This window comes from Sulfuriferula sp. GW1, assembly GCF_047300855.1.
Lineage (GTDB): Bacteria > Pseudomonadota > Gammaproteobacteria > Burkholderiales > Sulfuriferulaceae > Sulfuriferula.
The window spans coordinates 1,742,989-1,762,873 of record NZ_CP170197.1 but is presented as its reverse complement, the minus strand read 5'-3'; the positions used below and the strand labels follow the sequence as shown (position 1 = coordinate 1,762,873).

23 protein-coding genes are annotated in these 19,885 nt (G+C 58.9%); 7 read left to right on the top strand and 16 right to left on the bottom strand.

The window, feature by feature from the left end; all coding sequences use genetic code 11:
• Window positions 1-39: 39 nt before the first annotated feature.
• Window positions 40-396, top strand: a complete 357-nt coding sequence (locus tag ACFDAU_RS08570; RefSeq protein WP_413436525.1) for a copper-binding protein — start codon at window positions 40-42, stop codon at window positions 394-396.
• A 4-nt stretch (window positions 397-400) separates the two neighbouring features.
• Here ACFDAU_RS08570 and ACFDAU_RS08565 read toward each other — a convergent pair whose 3' ends face one another.
• Entirely contained in the window at window positions 401-601 is a 201-nt protein-coding gene (locus ACFDAU_RS08565) for a hypothetical protein (protein WP_413436524.1), read from the bottom strand.
• An 80-nt stretch (window positions 602-681) separates the two neighbouring features.
• On the opposite strand from ACFDAU_RS08565, the gene ACFDAU_RS08560 reads away from it, so the two are divergent.
• The 6 genes from ACFDAU_RS08560 to ACFDAU_RS08535 all read left to right on the top strand — a co-directional run bounded on the left by ACFDAU_RS08560 (window position 682) and on the right by ACFDAU_RS08535 (window position 6,380).
• Window positions 682-1,233, top strand: coding sequence for a hypothetical protein (locus ACFDAU_RS08560; RefSeq protein WP_413436523.1), 552 nt, complete (start codon window positions 682-684; stop codon window positions 1,231-1,233).
• A gap of 91 nt (window positions 1,234-1,324) precedes the next feature.
• Window positions 1,325-2,119, top strand: coding sequence for a hypothetical protein (locus tag ACFDAU_RS08555; RefSeq protein ID WP_413436522.1), 795 nt, complete (start codon window positions 1,325-1,327; stop codon window positions 2,117-2,119).
• 126 nt (window positions 2,120-2,245) lie between these two features.
• Window positions 2,246-3,589 (top strand): NAD(P)/FAD-dependent oxidoreductase, encoded by a 1,344-nt coding sequence (locus tag ACFDAU_RS08550; RefSeq protein WP_413436521.1) that lies wholly within the window; start codon window positions 2,246-2,248, stop codon window positions 3,587-3,589.
• Window positions 3,589-4,647 carry a Rid family hydrolase gene (locus ACFDAU_RS08545; protein WP_413436520.1) on the top strand — a complete coding sequence of 353 codons (1,059 nt, stop codon included), beginning with the start codon at window positions 3,589-3,591 and terminating at the stop codon, window positions 4,645-4,647. Before ACFDAU_RS08550 ends, ACFDAU_RS08545 begins: the two co-directional genes overlap by 1 nt.
• A gap of 2 nt (window positions 4,648-4,649) precedes the next feature.
• Window positions 4,650-5,447 (top strand): lysophospholipid acyltransferase family protein, encoded by a 798-nt coding sequence (locus ACFDAU_RS08540; RefSeq protein ID WP_413436519.1) that lies wholly within the window; start codon window positions 4,650-4,652, stop codon window positions 5,445-5,447.
• Window positions 5,448-5,615: 168 nt separating this feature from the next.
• The gene (locus ACFDAU_RS08535) at window positions 5,616-6,380 is read left to right on the top strand and encodes a glycosyltransferase family 2 protein (RefSeq protein ID WP_413436518.1); all 765 of its coding nucleotides are present in this window, start codon (window positions 5,616-5,618) and stop codon (window positions 6,378-6,380) included.
• Here the strand turns inward: ACFDAU_RS08535 and ACFDAU_RS08530 are convergent.
• The 15 genes from ACFDAU_RS08530 to ACFDAU_RS08460 all read right to left on the bottom strand — a co-directional run bounded on the left by ACFDAU_RS08530 (window position 6,339) and on the right by ACFDAU_RS08460 (window position 19,742).
• Complete coding sequence (locus tag ACFDAU_RS08530; protein WP_413436517.1) at window positions 6,339-7,661, bottom strand: cation:proton antiporter; 1,323 nt, start codon at window positions 7,659-7,661, stop codon at window positions 6,339-6,341. The genes ACFDAU_RS08535 and ACFDAU_RS08530 overlap by 42 nt on opposite strands.
• Before the next feature lie 15 nt (window positions 7,662-7,676).
• Window positions 7,677-8,450, bottom strand: a complete 774-nt coding sequence (locus ACFDAU_RS08525) for a class I SAM-dependent methyltransferase (protein ID WP_413436516.1) — start codon at window positions 8,448-8,450, stop codon at window positions 7,677-7,679.
• Between the two features lie 14 nt (window positions 8,451-8,464).
• Window positions 8,465-9,184 carry a 3-oxoacyl-ACP reductase FabG gene (fabG, locus tag ACFDAU_RS08520; protein WP_413436515.1) on the bottom strand — a complete coding sequence of 240 codons (720 nt, stop codon included), beginning with the start codon at window positions 9,182-9,184 and terminating at the stop codon, window positions 8,465-8,467.
• Window positions 9,181-9,657 carry a 3-hydroxylacyl-ACP dehydratase gene (locus ACFDAU_RS08515; protein ID WP_413436514.1) on the bottom strand — a complete coding sequence of 159 codons (477 nt, stop codon included), beginning with the start codon at window positions 9,655-9,657 and terminating at the stop codon, window positions 9,181-9,183. Before ACFDAU_RS08515 ends, fabG begins: the two co-directional genes overlap by 4 nt.
• Entirely contained in the window at window positions 9,651-10,445 is a 795-nt protein-coding gene (locus tag ACFDAU_RS08510) for a beta-ketoacyl synthase chain length factor (protein WP_413436513.1), read from the bottom strand. Before ACFDAU_RS08510 ends, ACFDAU_RS08515 begins: the two co-directional genes overlap by 7 nt.
• A complete protein-coding gene (locus ACFDAU_RS08505) occupies window positions 10,442-11,641 on the bottom strand; it encodes a beta-ketoacyl-[acyl-carrier-protein] synthase family protein (RefSeq protein WP_413436512.1) in 1,200 nt (399 codons plus the stop codon). Before ACFDAU_RS08505 ends, ACFDAU_RS08510 begins: the two co-directional genes overlap by 4 nt.
• Window positions 11,642-11,703: 62 nt before the next feature.
• The gene (locus ACFDAU_RS08500) at window positions 11,704-12,393 is read right to left on the bottom strand and encodes a phosphatase PAP2 family protein (protein WP_413436511.1); all 690 of its coding nucleotides are present in this window, start codon (window positions 12,391-12,393) and stop codon (window positions 11,704-11,706) included.
• Window positions 12,394-12,437: 44 nt separating this feature from the next.
• Entirely contained in the window at window positions 12,438-13,241 is an 804-nt protein-coding gene (locus ACFDAU_RS08495; RefSeq protein WP_413436510.1) for a polysaccharide deacetylase family protein, read from the bottom strand.
• A complete protein-coding gene (locus ACFDAU_RS08490) occupies window positions 13,234-15,609 on the bottom strand; it encodes an MMPL family transporter (RefSeq protein WP_413436509.1) in 2,376 nt (791 codons plus the stop codon). The genes ACFDAU_RS08495 and ACFDAU_RS08490 overlap by 8 nt, the downstream gene beginning before the upstream one ends.
• Complete coding sequence (locus ACFDAU_RS08485; RefSeq protein ID WP_413436508.1) at window positions 15,606-16,214, bottom strand: LolA-related protein; 609 nt, start codon at window positions 16,212-16,214, stop codon at window positions 15,606-15,608. Before ACFDAU_RS08485 ends, ACFDAU_RS08490 begins: the two co-directional genes overlap by 4 nt.
• On the bottom strand, window positions 16,211-17,152 hold the full coding sequence (locus ACFDAU_RS08480) for an acyl-CoA synthetase (protein WP_413436507.1): 942 nt from the start codon (window positions 17,150-17,152) through the stop codon (window positions 16,211-16,213). Before ACFDAU_RS08480 ends, ACFDAU_RS08485 begins: the two co-directional genes overlap by 4 nt.
• The gene (locus ACFDAU_RS08475) at window positions 17,149-17,454 is read right to left on the bottom strand and encodes a hypothetical protein (RefSeq protein WP_413436506.1); all 306 of its coding nucleotides are present in this window, start codon (window positions 17,452-17,454) and stop codon (window positions 17,149-17,151) included. Before ACFDAU_RS08475 ends, ACFDAU_RS08480 begins: the two co-directional genes overlap by 4 nt.
• Complete coding sequence (locus ACFDAU_RS08470; RefSeq protein WP_413436505.1) at window positions 17,451-18,794, bottom strand: AMP-binding protein; 1,344 nt, start codon at window positions 18,792-18,794, stop codon at window positions 17,451-17,453. The genes ACFDAU_RS08475 and ACFDAU_RS08470 overlap by 4 nt, the downstream gene beginning before the upstream one ends.
• 18 nt (window positions 18,795-18,812) lie before the next feature.
• On the bottom strand, window positions 18,813-19,451 hold the full coding sequence (locus ACFDAU_RS08465; protein WP_413436504.1) for a hypothetical protein: 639 nt from the start codon (window positions 19,449-19,451) through the stop codon (window positions 18,813-18,815).
• Window positions 19,452-19,742, bottom strand: a complete 291-nt coding sequence (locus ACFDAU_RS08460; protein ID WP_413436503.1) for a phosphopantetheine-binding protein — start codon at window positions 19,740-19,742, stop codon at window positions 19,452-19,454.
• Window positions 19,743-19,885: the final 143 nt, after the last annotated feature.

Below are 19,885 nucleotides of genomic sequence, written 5' to 3'. Positions count from 1 at the left end.
CGTAGGTTTTAAAGTTCATTCACTCAAAAGGAGATCATCATGAAAAAACTGCATTTCATACTCGTTCCCGTTGCCTTGGTCGCATTGATCGCGATGCCAGCGGTTGCCGCCGATAAACCCAATATGGCCGGCATGAAGATGGATGCACCGCAGACCACCGCTGGTAAAGTCCATAAAGCCAAAGGCATAGTAAACAGCGTGGATATAAAAGATGCCAAGGTAAACCTGTCCCATGAAGCCATACCCAGCCTCAACTGGCCCAGGATGACCATGAGTTTCAAGGTCAGCGACAAACAGGACCTGGCGATGCTAAAACCGGGACAGCATGTCGACTTCGAACTCTCCGAGAGCAACAAGGGGCAGTATGTCATTACGAAAATAACACCCATCAAATAGCCGGCTATGCCACAGGGAAGCCGCAGGGGATTGCGGCTTTCTCGTGCGCCATCTCGCCGAAAATGCTCTTTTCTCCGGAAATTTCGAGCGAAGGAATGGCCGATCCGATTCTGTCTCCGATGGTAAAAGCCGGGCTAGCTATCGCCGGAACTTCGGGGAGAAAGCGCCAGTCCCACGAATATCGTTTCGTTTTTTTAGCAGTCATAGGACCGTCATTATTCCGCGGAACTCATCATTTTGTTCATCTGATGTGCTCCGTTGCCTGGTCCGTTTCGGGAGATAATCATGCGCCGCCGTTCATTTGTTGCCGCACTATTGGGTTTCTTTGCAGCGATTTCAGGTTATCGCTTCTGGCGCGGCTCCACCCCGGCTGCGGCCCAAGATAAGGGCATGATGGGCGGCGAGATGATGGGGGGTGGGGGCATGCGAGAGATGATGTCCCCGGAAAACATGCGCGGGCCGATGCGCACCGGGATGGCGCTTTTCATGCGTCATAAACTCATTCACCGCAGGGTCACCGAACTGCCCAATGGTGTACACGATATAACCACATCCACAGACCCCACCACAGCGGCGCTCATCCAGAAGCATGTGATGGAGATGTATGAAAGGCTGGACCAGAACCACCCATTTCCTTACCCGATGAGCAATAGTGTCCCGGCAATGTTCGCCAACCCTACGCGTTATCAGCGCAAGTTTGAAATGCTGCCGGACGGAATAGCGGTGACGGAGACATCTTCCGACCCGCAGATGGTTGCAGTGATTCGCGCACATGCCGAGGAACTCAATCGGTTTGCAAAAGAGGGCATGCCTGCGATGATGCGGGAGATGATGTAGCAGGTTCCATTTGCCAATGCATTGCAAACGGTGTTTGCGATTGCTTGTTCTGGGTTCATGAGCGCGATGTTCTTAACATACGGAGGGTTTCATGAGATATGGAAAAAAAGCTTTCTTCATTCTGGCATGCCTGTTTTCAACAACATCTCTTGCCGATGTGCGGGATATCAATGCAGCAAATAACCAGATAGTGGTCCAGCTTCAGTCCCGGCATGTCGATTATACCGAAACAGACAATGGGGCAGTCCTGGATACTGAGGGCGGCGATGTTCCCGGCTTTGGCCTGTCTGCGTCGGTAATGAAAAATATCTGGCTGGGGAACGATTACATTGCTGCTCAATATAGTAGATTCAGTGGCCGGACAGACTATATCGGCGCCCCTCTCAGCGGCGGTGCATATGGCTCCTTAACCGGTAAATCGGGTTTAAAGATCGCTGATTTCAGCCTGCGCTACGGAAATGGATTTCCAATCCATGATCAGTTCATGGTTACCCCCTATGCCGAACTCGGCTACTACAAATGGGATCGCGACGTAGGCTACATGGAGCATTACACTCACAAATACTATGGTGTTGGCGCGTTGGGGCAATATTCGCCGGCAAGCAAATGGGTGCTATCTGCTACTGCCATGATCGGCCATACCTATGGATCCGAAATTGATGTGGTGGCGCCTTTTGGGTTTACGGCCGACCTCGGAAATTCTGCGATCTACAAGGCGGGTGTATCGATTGATTACGCCTTATCCAAAAAGCTTCATGCCAATGCAGGCATTGACTATATAAACTGGAAATACGGCGCGAGCGCTGTGCAAGCTTCCGGGTACTATGAGCCGGACAGCGAAACCAAGGACACCATCATCAAGGCAGGGATCGGTTACGCATTCTAACTCGGCAAACCTTGGTGAACGTAGGTAGAGGTTGCAGACAACAACCAGAAACCGGCCATAAAATCGTTTAGCAGCGATGGCGATGCTATACAATTCGGGGAGATGAATAGCAAGCCAGGTTAAACCATGAACACTTCCTCCCCAGCATCCGCCATGCGTACTTCTGATTGCGATGTACTGGTCATCGGCGGCGGCCCGGCAGGCTCGACAGCCGCTGCGCTGCTGGCTGAGCGCGGCCATCGCGTGACCCTGCTGGAAAAGGCGCACCATCCGCGTTTCCACATCGGTGAATCACTCCTGCCTGCCAATTTGCCGTTGCTGGAAAAGCTGGGCGTGGCCGATGCGGTGAAGGCCATCGGCATGGAAAAATGGGGCGCGGAATTCGTCTCGCCCTGGCATGACCACAAGCAGACATTCGAATTCGCCGATGCCATGGACAAATCCATGCCCATGGCTTACCAGGTACGGCGCGCCGAGTTCGACGAAATCCTGATCCGCAACGCCGGCAGCAAAAATGCCCGGGTGGTGGAAGGTTGCCAGGTGGAGGACGTCGATTTCCTGCCTGATAACGCCGGTGCGCTGGTACAGGCACGCCATGATGACGGCAGTGTTGAAACCGTGCATGCGCGTTTTGTGCTGGATGCATCGGGTCGCGACACCTTTCTCGGCAATCGCTTCAAAGCCAAGCAGCGCAACAAGAAACACAACAGCACGGCGATTTACGGCCACTTTTCAGGCGCCGAGCGCAACGCAGGCAAGGCCGAAGGCAATATCACCATTTTCTGGTTCGAGCATGGCTGGTTCTGGTTTATTCCGCTGGCCGACGGCACGACCAGCGTCGGTGCGGTGACTTGGCCGTATTATCTGAAAACCCGCAACAAAAAACCGCTCGAACAGTTTTTGCAGGAAACCATTGCCCTGTGCGCGCCGCTGAGCGAGCGGCTGCAACACGCGCAACTGACTTCTGCGGTTGAAGCCACCGGCAATTTTTCCTACGTATGTGACCGTACCCACGGCAACAATTATCTGCTGCTGGGCGATGCCTACACCTTTATCGACCCGGTGTTTTCTTCCGGCGTGATGCTGGCCATGCAAAGCGCTTTTGCCGGAGCCGACACCGTCGACACCTGCCTGCGCCATCCGCGACAGGCTGCCGTTGCATTGAAGAAATTCGACCGCACGATGCGCATCGGGCCGAAGGAGTTTTCCTGGTTTATTTACCGGGTAACCAACCCCACCATGCGCAATATGTTCATGGGGCCGCGCAACATTTTCCGTGTCAAGGAGGCGCTGCTCTCGGTACTGGCCGGAGACGTGTTCGGCAAGACCCCGATTCGCCGCCCGTTGCTGATTTTCAAGGCGCTGTATTACACGGCATCCCTGTTCAATTTCAGGCGCACGTTGCAGGCATGGCGGACGCGCAAACTCAATATCCGGGCGGTGGATGAAACTGGCGCAGCGGTGAACTGATGCGCGACCCGGTATCACCCCTGTATGGCGCGAACCTGTCCATTGCAGCGTTTTTGAAACAACCGCCGGAGTGGAAAAGCAGCGTGCTGGGCGCACTGTGCTTTTCTGCGGATACAGCCGAGAGCCGGATGCTGGCGGGTATGGAAACGCCCTGCATGACCATACCCATGCAGCGGTTGGACGCCGGCGATTCGATCTGCGAAGTCTGGCACGGCAGCGGTCTGTTGACGCAGGGTCAATGCGGCGCCATCCATTATCGTCATGACGATGATGTGCTGTTCGGCGTGATGGCTGTGGATGAAACAGCATTTACAGCCAGCACGGACAAAACGCCGCTACAGCAGGCCACCGAAGCCGCCTACCGGCAGGTGTTTGCGCTGCTCGACAACCTGCATTACCCGTATCTGTTCCGCTTCTGGAATTACATTGCCGACATCAACGCCCACAGCTTCGGGCTGGAGCGTTATCGCCAGTTCAATCTGGGTCGGCAGGATGCTTTCCTTGCGCATGGCCGCGACGTGGTGGGGAATGTTCCCGCCGCGTGTGCGCTGGGCTCGGCCCAGGGGCCGCTGACCATCGCCTTTTTAGCGGGACGCGTGGCGCCGCTGGCCATTGAAAATCCGCGCCAGGTCAGCGCCTACCAATATCCTCAGCAATATGGCCCGCGCAGCCCGACATTCTCGCGTGCCAGTCTGGTGCGGCTGGGACAGGACGAGGTGTTGTTTGTATCCGGCACCGCCAGCATTGTCGGCCATGAAACCCTGCATCCTGCCGATGTCGTGGCACAAACCCGCGAAACCCTGGCCAATATCGCAGCCGTATTGGAGCAGGCAAACCAGCAGGCGAGCCAGCCCGGATTCAATCTGGCCGGCCTGTATTACAAGGTATATGTGCGCCATGCTGCCGACCTCGTGCCAATCCGCACTGAACTGGAACGCGCGGTTGGTGCTGTGCCCCATGCAATCTACCTGCAGGCCGATGTATGCCGCCAGGATCTGCTGGTGGAAATCGAGGCCACTGCCGGGCACCCGTTCTTCATGCCCGGCAAACGGGACTGACCATGCGCGCCGTATTGCGTGTGCTGCTGAATGCCTACGATCACCTGGTGCTGTATCTTGGTCTGATCTGGCTTGGGGTGATGTGCCTGGCGTGGACACCGTTGGCCTTACTTGTCTATCCCTTGCTGTCGGAACGGCGCGGACGTGCGCTCGGTCGCTACGTCATCATGGCGGGATTTCGCCTGTATCTGGCCAGCCTGAGTGCGTCGCGGCGCTGCAGCTTCGACCTGGAGGCGCTTGATGCGCTGCGCGATGAGCCGTCGCTGATTATTGCGCCCAATCATCCATGCCTGCTGGATGCGGTGATGGTGATTTCGCGTTTGCCGAACGTCGCCTGCGTGCTTAAGGCCGATCTGATGAACAATATTTTTCTCGGGGCAGGCGCGCGGCTGGCGCGCTATATCCGCAATGAGCCGGTGCGGCGCATGGTGCACCTGGCAACAGATGATTTCGCCAGCGGAAGCCATCTGCTGCTGTTTCCGGAAGGGACACGCACCGTTACGAACCCGGTCAATCCGCTCAAAGGCAGCATCGGACTGATTTCGCATCATGCGCAGGTGCCGGTGCAGACGGTGCTGATAGAAACCGACTCGGCTTATCTGAGCAAGGGCTGGACACTATTCCGCAAACCGCCGATGCCGATCCATTACCGGGTGCGCCTGGGGCGGCGCTTTGATCCGCCACAACATAGCCAGCACTTCATGGCTGAACTGGAACATTACTTTGCGCACGAGCTGGTGCAAGGCTCGGCGTTTTACCCGACCAACTCATTACCCATGCAACCTGACCGTAAGCTCTAACATTCAAATTACAAATGCAAGCCACGGAGTTCACAGAGAACACAGAAATGATGCGGATGCTACGTATTTTTGCGAGTGGGGCGATAAAACCGGCCATCCCTGCCGGCCCGTTTCCTCTGTGAACTCTGTGTTCTCTGTGGCTAAATCTTTCTAGTTTTATTCGCCGCCATGACCGCTGCCTCGACCACTCATCTCGTCCTTATCCCCAGCTATAACCCTGGTGCCAAAGTCTATGAAACCGTGCGCGCAGCTCGCCAATACTGGACCCCGGTGTGGGTGGTGGTGGACGGCAGCAACGATGGCAGTGCCGAGGGTTTGCAGGCGATGGCGGCCGAAGACGACGGCCTGCGCGTAATCATCCTGCCGCGTAACCAGGGCAAGGGTGCGGCGGTACTGCACGGCCTGGATCAGGCGGCAGCGGCGGGTTTCAGCCACGCATTGACCATGGATTCGGACGGCCAGCATCCAGCCGAGCTTATCCCGGCGTTCATGGCGGAATCCGCGCGCCAGCCGGCGGCAATGATCCTGGGCGTACCGATATTCGATGCCAGTGCGCCGGGTCTGCGCGTGCAAGGGCGGCGCATCTCCAACTTGTGGGCCAATCTGGAAACGCTGTGGGCAGGCATAGGCGACTCGCTGTTCGGGTTTCGCGTGTATCCGATCGACCCATTGCGGCAGGTGATGCGCCATCAGCCGTGGATGCGCCACTTCGACTTTGATCCCGAAGCGGTGGTGCGCCTGTGCTGGCGTGGGGTCAGGCCGGTTAATCTGCCGGCCCCGGTGCGCTACTACCGCGCGGAGGAGGGCGGCGTATCGCATTTCCGCTATCTGCGCGACAACGTGTTATTGAGCTGGATGCACACGCGACTGTTTCTGGGCTTTGTGCTGCGCCTACCCGTGTTGCTCATGCGCCGTGCGCTCGGCCGCATTTGAACGCGATGGCACCGGGATACCGATACGCGGCAGCCAGCGCCGCAATAGCGGGCTGGTAATCACGGTGCTGAAAATCGCCATGATCACCAGAATGGTGAACATCTGCTGCGAGATCACCCCGAGGTCGTAGCCGACGTTAATCACGATCAATTCCATCAGTGCGCGCGTGTTCATCATGATGCCCATGACTTTGCCTTCCTGGTGATTCATCCCCGCTATACGTGCCGCCACGTAGGCGCCGCCATACTTGCCCAGCGTGGCGAGGAACACGATGAGCGCGCACCAGCCCCAGGCCGCTGCGCTGTCGAGGCTGCCGATATTGGTGCGCAGCCCGGTATAGGTAAAAAAGATAGGCAGGAAAAATACCATCACGAAAGGGCTGATGCGCGCTTTCCAGGTGCGCACAAAAGCATGCTCATCATGCAGCAACACGCCCATCATGAAACCGCCAAAGATGGCGAAAATACCGAGCTGGTAGGTGGTCATTGCCGACAGGAAAATGGCTGCCAGAACGATCCCGAGCAGGTTGTGCGAAAGCGCGCCGGAGCGTGCATCGCAGCGATGCAGGATGCGCTTCATGACCGGACGCACGCCAAACCAGCTGAGCAGGAAAAATCCCAGCACCAGTAGCACTTTGAGAGCGAAGCTGGCGGCATTGAAATCGGACAGCGTGAGCGTGGTGATCAGCGCCAGCAGCAGCCAGCCGATGACATCATTGATCGCTGCCGCGCTGATGGCGATCACGCCAATCGGCGTGCGCGTCATGTCGAATTCCATCATGATGCGGCCGAGTATCGGCAGTGCCGTGATCGAGAAAGCCGTGGCTACAAACAGCGCAGACCCCAACGCATGCGCGCCGGGGGACAGTATCGGCGCGCTGATCTGGCCGACCGCAAAACCCAGCGCAAATGGCACAACCAGGCTGGCACTTGCCACCCACATCACTGCGCTGCGGTTGCGGCGTTCGCCCAGGTGCGAAAAATCGAATTCCAGGCCGATCTGAAACATCAGCAGCACCAGACCGATTTGTGACAGCATCTGCATCGGTTCGGGCGCGCCGGAATGGAATACATACTGAAATATGTCGGGTGCAAGCAGCCCGAACAGCGAAGGCCCGAGCAGAATGCCGATCACGATTTCACCGACCACCGCTGATTGTCCAATGCGCAACGCAATGCCACCGCCGATGCGCGCAGCGAGCACGATCACGGTGAGTTGCAGCAGGGTGAAAAACAACAGTGCTTCGGTTTTATGGGTGGCGATGTGAACGGCGGTTGTCATGGGTTTTGCGGGCGATCAGTCAGGCTGGCCGGGATTAGCCTTGATCGCCTGATATTCTGAAAATATGCCGACCTCCAGATGGCGCTTAACCTGGGTCAGTCCTGCCGCGCTGAGCGTCGCCATGACCTGTTCGGGGGGAACGCAGGCCTCGATGCTATCCCAGTAATAACGCCAGATCGTCGCGGTATCCTTCTGTCTGGAAATGAATCGCGTGAGCAGCGGTATCACGCCGCGCATGTAGGTTTTGAGCAGCCATTGCCCAACACGGCTTTGCGCCTGGGTGATTTCGAGCAGGCATAGACGGCCACCCGGCTTCAGTACCCGTTCAAACTCCGTAAAGGCTACGCCCAGGTCGCTGATATGGCGCAGTGCATAGCCCATGCTCAGGAAATCAAAATGATTGTCGGGAAAAGGCAGGGATTCCGCCCGGCCTTCCATCAGCACCATGGTCCTGGGCAGCTTGCTGGCTGCCATCATGCCGGGGCTGGGATCGACCCCGGTAACCAGGGCTGGATCGCCGGTCAGCATACAGGCCTGTGCCGCAACCAGGCCGGTGCCGACGCCGACGTCGAGCACCCTCATGCCGGGCTTCAAGCCGCCGCGAATCAGCGCCTGGCGCCGGTAGCGCGAACCGGAACCCCACGCCAGCATCGCTTCGATACGGTCGTAATCCGGCGCGGTATTGTCAAAAATCTGGCGCAGATAGGCTTGCCGATCCTGCTCGGTCTGGTAGTAATCGGTGAGCGGGATGTGCGGTGCATGCACGGGTGTAGGGGTGGGTGTTTTCATGTTGTCATTCACCGTTAAATCATGCCGCCGTTGATGGAGATAATCTGCCCGGTGATATAAGCCGCCTGGGTCGAGGCGAGAAAGCCGATCAGGTCGGCCACTTCGGCCGGACTGCCCGCGCGTTTCATCGGCACCAGGCGTGCGATGTCCTGGGCGTCGAACGCGGATTCGCTCATCGGGGTGTCGATAATGCCGGGCGCCACCGCGTTGACGGTGATGCCGCGGCTGGCGACTTCACGGGCCAGCGACTTGGTCGCCGAATTCAGCGCGCCCTTGGCAGCGGAATAATTGACCTGGCCCGCATTGCCGGTCAGCGCTGCGATGGAAGATACATTGATAATGCGCCCCCAGCGGCTGCGGATCATCGGCATCATCAGCGGCTGGGTGACGTTGAAAAAGCCATTGACGGATACGTCGATCACCCGATGCCACTGCTGCGCGCTCATGCCGGGGAATACCACGTCGTCATGGATGCCGGCATTGTTGACCAGAATCTGGATCGGCTGATCTTCGACCAGGGGTGCCAGCGCATCGACTACCGCAGTGCTGTCAGTCACATCGAATGTCAGTGCCCGTGCGCTGCCACCGTCTGCGCAAATGGCATCGGCCAGCGCCTGTGCGGCTTTGATTCCGCGATTGGCGTGAATATACACATGGCAACCATCAGCGGCGAGGCGTCGACAGATGGCCGCGCCTATGCCGCCGCTGCCGCCGGTAACCAGGGCGTTTTTCATGGTGTGTTTCCTGAAGAGAGTAGTGTGAGTGCCGCAGCATCGAGTACGACGGCGGCGCGCCCATCCAGCAGCAGGCGGCCCGCTGCACTGACGCTGAATTGGTAAAGAATATTGTTTTCGCCGCGCGTGATGCAGGTGGCTTCCACCCGCAGATCGGCGCCGATGTCGTCCAGCCGCGGCACATGCAACTGTGTGCCGCGCACGCTGACCAGATAGCCGACCTGTGCGCGGCTGCTGTCCGGAGGCGCCAGCAAGGCACCGTGCACAGCCATGGCCTGTGCGGCGTATTCGATACCGCATGCGGCCCCGAGCCGGCCATCAGTACGCAACGGATTGTCTGCGGCGCGATGGCTAATGGCGCGACACTGAATACGCTGCTCATCCCATGCCTCCACGCAATCCAGCAGGCACATGCTGCCCTGGTGCGGAATATGGCTGGCAATCCAGGTGTGGTCCAGGACTGGATTCAGCATAAGGTAATTGCCACGTCGAGGTGCGTGCCATCGAGGTAGTCCAGCACTACGCGCCGGTCTTGCCCTAGCGCGATAGCGCGCAACAATGGCAAGCCACGCGCGGCGGGAATGGCAATGCGCAGGCTTTCGAGCGCAGCGTCGTCGAGCCGGTCTGCGCTGGCATCCGTCAGGCTGACGCTGATTTGCGCCAGCGCCTGTGTACTGCGTTGCGGCGCCAGCACCAATGCAATGCCAAACGCATCGGGTATGGGACGGACGCTGTACAGCGGCTCCGGGTAAGCGGTGTCACACGCCAGCAAAACGCTGCGCGTGTTATCCACCACCACCTGGGTGAGCGCCTCCAGCAGGCCCGCGCCGAAGCAGGCATCGAAAGCGCACAGCACCGATGAGGTGGTCATCGCACCGGTGGCGATGCTCCAGTAGCCGGCCGCAGCGTTATGCACCGAATTATGAAAGCGGGTCGGGGAGATTTGCCGATCATCCGAGGCGAGCATCTCGCAGATGGAGTGGCAATTCTCCCCATCGCCGCCCGACGAAGAAAACACGCTGGGCAGGCTGGCCGCATCAAGGCCGGCGGCTGAGATCGCTTCCAGTCCGGTCGCCAGGGTAAGTTTGACAATCGCACCGCTGCGCCGGCGTTCTGCTGCCGGCAGCAATGCAGGCGCTGGCAGGACTGTCTTGTGCGGCTGATAGGGCGCTTGCCCGGCCAACACAGCCTGACTGCCTGGCCAGTTGTCCAAGCCAGGGCCGAGCAGGCCGATACCTTCGATGTATGCAGTCAATATCATGAATTGTCCGCCCGTCCAAAAATCAGGCTGCAATTGGTGCCACCGAATCCAAACGAATTGCTGAGCACGCGCGCCACCGGCTGCTCACGATTCTCCAGCAGATAATCGAGATCCAGCGAGGAATCGGGTTGCCGGGTGTTCAACCCGGCGGGCAGCAAGCCGTGTTGCAGCGCCAGCGCGCAAATCACCGCCTCCACGCCGCCGGCAGCGCCCAGGGTGTGGCCGGTTGCACCCTTGGTGGAACTGCATGGCGTGGCCGCGCCGAATATGGCAGTCACAGCCTTGCCTTCCGCAGCATCATTGCTTGGGGTCGCGGTGCCGTGCAGGTTGATATAGTCAATGTCAGCCGGTTTCAAACCCGCCATTTTCAGCGCATCCTGCATCGCCATGCGCGCGCCCAGACCATCCGGGTGCGGTGACGACATGTGATAGGCATCGCTGGATTCGCCTGTTCCGAGCAGCAGCACAGCATCGGCATCCAGATGTGCCGGGGTGCGCTCCAGCAATGCGAAGGCAGCCGCTTCGCCAATCGAGATGCCATTGCGTTGCGCATCGAATGGGCGGCACGCCTGTTCGGAAATCAGGCCGAGCGAGTTGAAGCCATACAGCGTTGTCAGGCATAACGAATCCACGCCGCCTACCAGTGCCGCATCGATCAGGCCGGCCGCCATCATGCGCCGCGCCGAAGCAAATACCTTTGCGCTGGACGAACACGCCGATGACACCACCACCGCCGGGCCGGTCAAGCCAAAATAATGGCGCGTGAAATCGGCAACGGAAAATGTATTGTGCGTCGTGCCATAAATAAAATCGGCGGGAAATGCACCGGTCGTCGCGTCGCGACGCCGGTAAGCCAGTTCGGTTTGCAGAATGCCGGAAGTGCTGGTGCCGAGAAACACGCCAATGCGCTGTGCACCGTATTTTGCGATGGCAGCATGCACCGCATCGGCAAAGCCGTCCTGCATCAATCCCAGCAACGCGAGGCGGTTGTTGCGGCAATCAAAGTCGGCCAGGTGCGCGGGAAGCTGTACTTCATCCACTCCGGCGACCTCGCCAATGAATGTCTCCAGATCCACCGTATCAAAAGCGCACGGCATCAGTCCGGCGCGGCGCTGGTGCAGCGCCGCGAGTGTCTGGTCGAGGCCACGACCGATGCTGCTGGTCGCGGTGAAATGGGAGAGCCAAAGCGGATTCAAAGAAAAGCAAGCCTATCGTAAGTAAAGGCGGAATTTTAACAAATTCCAGCGAGTGGCTCGGATCAAATGGATGGGTGGCGGGCTTTACCGATGACGCCCGCGTCCGCACGCTGTCGCAATGACAGGTAAGCAGCTATCACCCCCAGAGCAAGCCCGGCCAGCACATCCACCGCCACATGCTGGCGCGTGGCCATGGTGGAATAGACAATGCCGATACACCATATCCAGTTGATGCTGAGTACCCACGGCGGCGCGCCAAAGCGGCGCAGCAGGTGATGCAGCCAGATACCCGAAAAAACGGCGGTGGTGACATGCAGCGAAGGGCAGGCATTGCCCGCAGCATCCATGCTTTTAAGAAAATCCACGTCGGGATAGTGGGCCCAGTCGATATTGGCCGCGGGCACTGCCGTGGGCCAGAAGTAGAACACGATCAGCCCGGCAAGGCAGGTTGCGGCCATCGCCATGCCGTAACCATACAGCTCGCGCCGCGTCGCCAGGAATGCCGGGGGGATGGAAACATACACCCACAGCGATATATACACTGACAAAGTCCCGGGCTGAAAGGGAATCAGCTGATCCAGCCAGATGACGGGCATTACCGTGGTTGGGTAGGCCGGATCTTTGAGTAGATAGAAATAAGCGCCGAAAAACACGCCGATGAAAAGCGTCGTTCCGATAGCTTTGAGAAATGCATGCCTGGGGAAAACCGCTGCCGCCTGGCGGTACCAGGGTATCTGCTTACCTGCGCTCAAGATTTGTTCTCCATCGGCTGCTCCAATATGGGCATGGGCGCGATTCATGCAAGCGCTTTGCGCAAGGTGACAAAACGCAGATTGGCAGCCGCAGCGGTGGCCACGACAGCGGGAAGCACGGCAAGAATAACAGGGACGCCATCGGATGTGTGTGCAGCGTTGCCATCGTGCACCAGCAAAATAGCGCCCGCATGCAGACCGCGTGATAGCTTGTTTTTAACGCGCTCGATGTCGCTGATCCGGGTGTCGAAACCGCGCGCCGACCAGCTGGCAAGGCGCAGCTCCAAGCGGGCAAGCACCGGGTCGAGAAATGGATTGCGCAAGCCGGCTGGCGCGCGGAAAAACAACGGACGCTGGCCGGTAATCGTGGTGAGTGTATCCTGCGCGGCCTGCAATTCACGCGTGAAACCGGAACGCCCCAGCAGCGCGAAGTGATGACGGTGATGCTGGCTGTGGTTTTCCACAGCATGGCCGCGCCGCACGATATCCCGGCACAAGTCCGGGTAGCGTGCGGCTTTTTCTCCGACGCAGAAAAAAGTAGCCTGGATGGCATAGTGATCCAGCATGTCCAGCACCTGCGGGGTGACGACGGGATCGGGGCCGTCATCGATGGTCAGGGCAATTTCATTTCTGGCCGTGGCGGCGGCAGGCAGCCGTGTCCAGTTCTGTCCCAGCCAGTGGCTGCGCGGCCACAACCCGAGCAGCGTAAGCAGCGCGTGATTGGCCAGTACGGCTCCCAACGCCCAGCGCCATTGGCCCGGTTCCACGAGCACTGCCAGCAGGGCCAGCGCATGCAGCACGAGGGTCGCGCGGATCAGGGGTGTCGGGCGCCAGCGTGTATCAGGCATGGGCTTTCCTGGCAAAAATCGCGGAGTAGATCAGCGCAAGGATGACGCCCGGCGCCACAGTTTCCCCCATGGCCTGCAATATCGACACGTTGGAAAACGCCAGCAGGCCGAAGCCTGCGACGGTAGTCAGGTTGGCGAACAACATCGAGGCGAGGGTGCGCGGCGAAATGGTGTGGGTTATCGGTTGTTCAGACAAGGCATCCGTCTGCGCAGGAAGCGGGTCATCGGGCCGGTCAAAAAACAGGGCGTAATTGGAGCCGACCGCAACCACCAGCAGCAACCCCACCAGATGCAGAATGATCAGCTGCTGACCCAGTACGGCCAATCCCGCCGTGACGGTGATGACTGCGGCCGCCAGCGGCACGATGATGCGCAACACGCGCATGGGCGAGCGGAAAACAAATAGCAGCAGTCCGATAATGGCGACCAGGCCGCCGAGCGACAACAGGATGGCTTCATGCAGATAGCCGGAATACAGGCGGTCGGACTCGGCTTTCATGTCCACAAACAGGACATTCGGCAAGCCGGTGGCGGCCAGCGCGGCGCGAATCCGGTCGGCATTGATGCCGGCATCCTTGGCTGCGGTAAGCGGCAATAAGGCACTCCAGTGGCGGTCCTGGCGTATGAGCAGGGCGTCCACTGCCATGGCCATCGAGGTATGTTCAAGATCGGACGCTTGCAGCAAAGGCTGGCTGCGCGCGGCTGCGACATCGGCAAGAAACGGCGTAAACAGTTGCGCATGCACCGGTAATCCCTGAACTGCCTGGGCAAGGCGCGTTTCCAGCACGGCTGGGGCGGGCAGGCTGGCCAGTCGCGCACGTTGCGTTGCCGTGCTGGGCAGATAGCGGCTGGGGCTTTCAAATCCGGCGAGAGCGCCTTGATCAACCTGCTTTTGCAGCACGGTGGAAACCTGTTCGGCGGAGCGCAATACAGCTTCGCGGCTCGCGCCGGACACCACCACCAGATAACGCACGTCGGGTGCACCCATGTCGGCGCGCAGGCTGGCATCCAGCGCCACATCGGCTTGCGATACCGGGCTTAACGCGGATATTTTGTCATTCCATAAACTGTTGCGGTGCGCAAAGAGCACGGCACAGGCCACCAGCAGCAGTAGTACGGCCGGCCAGCGCAGGGCAGCGGCACGTTGTACCAGACGGGACAGGCCGACACCGATGGCCGAGACATCATGGATGCGAAAGTTTTTCGGCAGCAGATGCGGCAACACGAAACGGGTCACCGCAGCGGCCGCGATCAGGCCGGCTATCGCATACAGGCCGAGTTGCGCAAGGCCCGGAAAACCGGACAGCAACAGCGAAGCAAAGCCGAATATCGAAGTCAGCACGCCGAGACGGATGGTGGGCCAGAAGCGCTTGATCCAGTCCTGCTGGCCGGAGCCGCCTCGTTCTGATTGCACAAACAGGTAGATGGAATAATCCACCGCCTCGCCGATCAGGGCAGTGCCAAACCCCAGGGTGATGCCATGCACCGTTCCGAAGCCCAGGCTGACGGCGGCGATGCCTGCCAGCGCGCCGCTGATGACGGGCAAAAAACCCAATGCCAGCGCGGTGAAAGAACGATAGACCAGTAACAGCAGCGTCGCGATGAGTACGACGCTGATGATGGACAGACGGCTGACCTGGCTTTTGATGGTATCGCGTGACGTGACCGAAAATACGCCGGGCCCGGTCATCAGCAATCTGGCGGCCGGGGTTGCGCTGGGCGCCGCGTCAAACGCCTGCCGGATGGCGGCCATGTCGCGTTGCTGGGCATCGGTATCGGAGCCCGAAGCGCGCGTTTGCATCAGCAGCAGGGCACGTTTCCCGTCACGGGATGCCCATACCCCACCGACCAGCTGCGGATGCGTGCCGCTGCTGAGCTGGTCGAGCAATTGCACCATTTCCCCGGTCGGGTCGCGCGGCAGCAAGGACTTGACCAGCAGTCCGGCGGGCGAAGCGAGCAGGTCGATGCTGTCGCTCAGCGCGGCGTGCAGGCCTGCCACGCTGAAACGTGCGGGCGCCACCGCCGGGCTGAGCAGGTAGCGATGGTTGAACAGATAAGCCCGGTCGCGCTCGGCGCTGACCGGCTCGCCATTATTGACGCTGACAAAGGCAGGATCGGCGCGCAGGCGCTGCGCGATCTGTTTGGAAAGCCGGGCACGGGTAGGCGCATCGGCACCTTCAATGCCCACCAGAATCAGGCGCGAGGCGAGGCCGTCACGTATCTGCTCCAGTAGCAATTGTTGTTCCGGGGTGGGGCTGCGCGGCAAAAATGCCGATAGATCGGTGGTGAACTGGGTGCGGCTGATGATGATGCCGCAGGCGAGGATAAACGCCAGCCACAGGGCTATTGCTATCCGCGTGCGCTTCACGGCGTAGCCATTTTTTCGATCAGCATCTGCGAGCTGTCGCCGTCGGCCTGGGTGATTTCCATGCTGCGCACTGCGTCCCGCACCCCGGCGATCTGGATGCGTTTTACCACGGCCTGCATTTTTTCATCGATCGGTACAAGTTGCAGCGTCCAGTGTTCGGCAGTGCCGTCCAGGCTGAGCCGATAATTACGCTCCAGCGCCTTGCGGTCACCCGCCAGCGTGCCGCGTATGCTGTCGATAAAAGCAGCCAGCTCCGGGTAATCCGCCAGTTGCAGACGGTATTTCTTTTGTCCGCGTTCGATGACGAGCTTGCCGCCATCCACAATCATGGATTCAGGTTTGGGTTTGAGGGTGCGTTTTTCCAGGTGGTCAGGCGCCCTGTAAAACAGTTCGCCGGACGATTCCACCGGCCGGTCGAGCATGGCGATGGTTTTCTTTTCGACAAAACTGGCCTGGCCGGTGCGAATTTGCGCCAGTCCCTGCATCAGTTGGTCGATATCCCAGTTGGCGGCGTGACTTATCGCAGGCAATAACATCATGGCCAGCGCAACGAACAGGCGGGTGGACGCAGTCAGTGAAAGGGAGGAGGGCGATGTGGTAATCATGATGACTTTGGAGGCATGGTTGTGGGTGCAGTCTGCCAGAAATCGAAAAAGTTAAACCAGTTATAAGGTGTCTTGCGGCAATATTGATCGAGCAGTGCTGCGTAACGACTGATGGCCGTCTGTAGCGCAGCATCCCGTTGACCTCGGGGGATGGCCGAAAAATCCGCCAGCGCATCGAAATGGATGGCATAACGGTTGCCGCCCAGATACAGGCCGGTCATGAAAACCACCGGCCGTTGCAGCAATGCCGCCATGCGAAACGGCCCGATGGGCAAGTTTGCGCTGGCGCCGAGAATATTCACCGGGTACAGGGTGTCATTGCCCGGAGTGCGATCGGCGAGCATGCCGACGACACAGCCTTCATCCAGCCGCTCGCGTACCTGGAGCATGGAATCGATGTGACCCAGGCCGATGATATCCTGTACCGCTTCCGGATTGATAGCCGCCAGCATGGCATTGATTTTTTGGGCGTTATCTTCGTGCATGACCATGGCGACGCGCAAATCGGTGTCTTTCCGGCCAAGCGCGCGGATCACTTCAAAGCTGCCCAGGTGCGCCCCCATCAGGAACACGCCATTGCCGTCGGCGATCAGGCGATGCAGCGTGTCTTCGCCATGCACCTCAAAATCGAACAGGTCGAAGCGGCGGTTGACCAGATAGACGCGGTCATGGATGGTGGCGGCAAAAGTAAAAAAATGCCGGTACATATCCGTCCAGCGGACCGGGCGGTCGAGTGCGCGCTGCAGGTAATTCCTGGAAGCGCGCCGGCTGCCGGGGGAAAACAGCACAAAATAGCTGGCGATCAGGTGCAATACCCCGCGTGCAATACGCCGTCCGAGCCGCAGGGAAATCCACGTCATGATCCGCAGCATCAGCATATTGCTGCGCTCCGGTGTGTGCGCCCAGGTCGTGTGGTCGGTAGTCGTGGGAGCTGTCATGCAGACGATTTTGCCACAATACTTCCGCTGGCTATTTTGCGCGTACCGGCGGCAATTTCGAAACGGATGACGCCGCTGGCTGAAATGGTGTGCTGGATCACCAGTTCATCGCCCGGATTTGCCGGGCATAGAAATTTGACCGAGCTGATCTCGCAATCAATCAAGTCGATTCCACTCGCCTCAGCAATGGCGTGCAGCGCTGTGTCCAGCAGCACCACGCCAGGCAGGATGGGCGTACCTGGAAAATGGCCGGCAAAGGCGGGATGATCGAGCGGGACGGTCCAGTGAATGGCGTTATTCATGCGGATTTTTGTGCGGCATGTGCCTGAAACAGGGCCTGCAACGCTGCGCGCGGCAGTTTTCCGGTGCAGTTACGCGGTAATTCCTCGACAAACAGTAATGGCCGCGGCAGGAAAACCGGGTCGATATGTTCGCGCAAGGCTGCCAGCAGACAGGGCGCCTCCAGTTCCGGCGCCACCACGAAAGCCACCAGCCGCGTAATGTGGCCATGGCCGGATTCATCCGGCATGTAAAAGGCGCCGTCCACGACACCGGGAATGGAATTGAGCAGGTGATTGAGGCTGGCCAGCGAATGGCGTTTGCCGGCGATATTGACCAGATCGGCCAGGCGCCCGTGCAGTAAAAAATGCTCGTCCGAGACCGGTTCCAGCTTGTCGCCCATCGCAATCTTGTTCTCGATGTGTCCCCCGCAAGCGCACACGCTGTTGCCATCCGTAATCAATTTTATGCCGGGAAGCAGGCGCCATTCCTCGCTTTGGGCAGGGCGGCGGGTGGCAATCAGGCCGGTTTCGGTGCTGCCATAGATTTCCATGAGCGGGGCATGGCAACTTTCCTCGACGTCCTGCGCCAGCTGGGCAGACAGCGGGGCGGTGGCGGATACCACCAGTGCCAGCTGCGGCAATGCCAACTCCGCATCCAGCAAGGCGCGCAGATGCACCGGCGAAGAGACCAGCACGCGCGGCATGGGCACTGCCGCCAGCGCCTGACAAATGTCGGCCGGGTAAAATGGTTGCGCATGGCTGAGGGCGTTGCCGCTATGCCATGCCATCAGTACCGTGGATTCAAATCCGTACATGTGTTGCGGTGGTACGGTGCCAATCAGTGTGTGCGGGATATTGTGCAGCAGCCCCAGTCGCGCTGCCTCGGCCTGCACGCTGCGGACCAGCGCACCCCAGGTTTTGGGATGCGGTTGCGGCGTACCGGTGGAGCCTGAAGTGAATACCACTGCAATGCGCTGGCTGGCGTCAATTTGCGGAATGGCAAATGCTTCAGCCTGACTCCCGCTCGTGGCCGGATAGCGTAGTAACGGCAGGTCCACCGTGCACAGATCGCTATCCGTCAAACAAAACACATCCGGGGCAAAAACCTTGATCTGGCGCACGGTTTCCGGTGTGTGGGTTGACGGCAACAAACTGACTTTGCCGGCCACAATAGCGGCCGCCAGACCCACGCTGAAGCGGTAACGGTCGCTGCACATATTGAGCAGATGCCCCCCCGCGGGAAACCGGGCGGCAAGCTGACTGACTTCGGCGAGGAACTGACGCAGCGTGACGGCCCCCTCGGAGCGCCAGGCGATAATGCTGTCAGGGGAGACGTGAGATACCAGCGGAAATTGAGACATGATCAAGGCTACGGCAGGCTAGCGCGGACGCGCCGAGTGATTCCGGAATGCACGCACCGCATCAAGGATGCGCATATTCTGGGTATCGGGTAATAACCACCTGCGGACCCAGTATTCGGCAATGAACATCAACGCAACCAGGGGGAGGGTCAGAAAATTGGAAAAAACCGACCATACGGTCAGCGGCGCCAGAAAAAACAGCAAAGTCGAAATCAACGCCATCGCGGCAAAAAACAGGGTCCAGGCTACGGTCACCTGGCGCGCATAGTTTTCGTGCTGTGGGGTCAAGGGCGCATGCACGGCTTCTGCAAAGCGGGTACACAGCGGTTGACGTCCGGCGACCAAAGTGCGGGCAAAAGTCATGAACAGGATGAGCTGCATGGCCATATATTGCAGCCAGTAAACCAGGCCGAAATGGTGCTCCAGCGTCGACCAGCCAAACCACAATGCGGCACACGCCAGTACCAGCACGCCCAGCATCACGATACGCCGTGATGAGCGCCAGGCCAGGATCAGTGCTATCAAGACTACCGGAGCAATGGCTACCAATGCACCCAAATTAGGGTTGCTTGCGGATTCATTGGTGTAATGAGCCAATATCGAATAGCCGATCACCAGCGCAGCAATGCCCAGCCAGCGCAGGACGCGGAACATCATTTAGCGGCTTCTCTGTGTTGCAATATAGTCTGAGAGACTGCGCAGCGAGCTGAAAATATGCTGGTTGTCGGCACTGTCAGCGCGCAGCTGGAGACCATAACGCTTGGATACCATCAGCGCGACTTCCAGCACATCAATGGAGTCCAGGCCCAAACCTTCACCGTACAAGGGGGCATCAGCGGAGATTTGATCTGCAGTAACTTCAAGGTTTAAACATTCAATCATCAGTTCAGCAACTTCATGTTGCAACTCGGCGTTACTGGATACAGGCGGTTTTTGATTATCTTGCATAGAAATATGAATCGTAATGTGTAAAGTCGGCAGCAGTAGAGCAGACAGGTTTTTATCGAAGGCGCATTTTACTCGCTGGAACCATCTCGCTTCAATAAATTACATGATTTAACATAATATACATTATGCGAAGTTATGAAGGG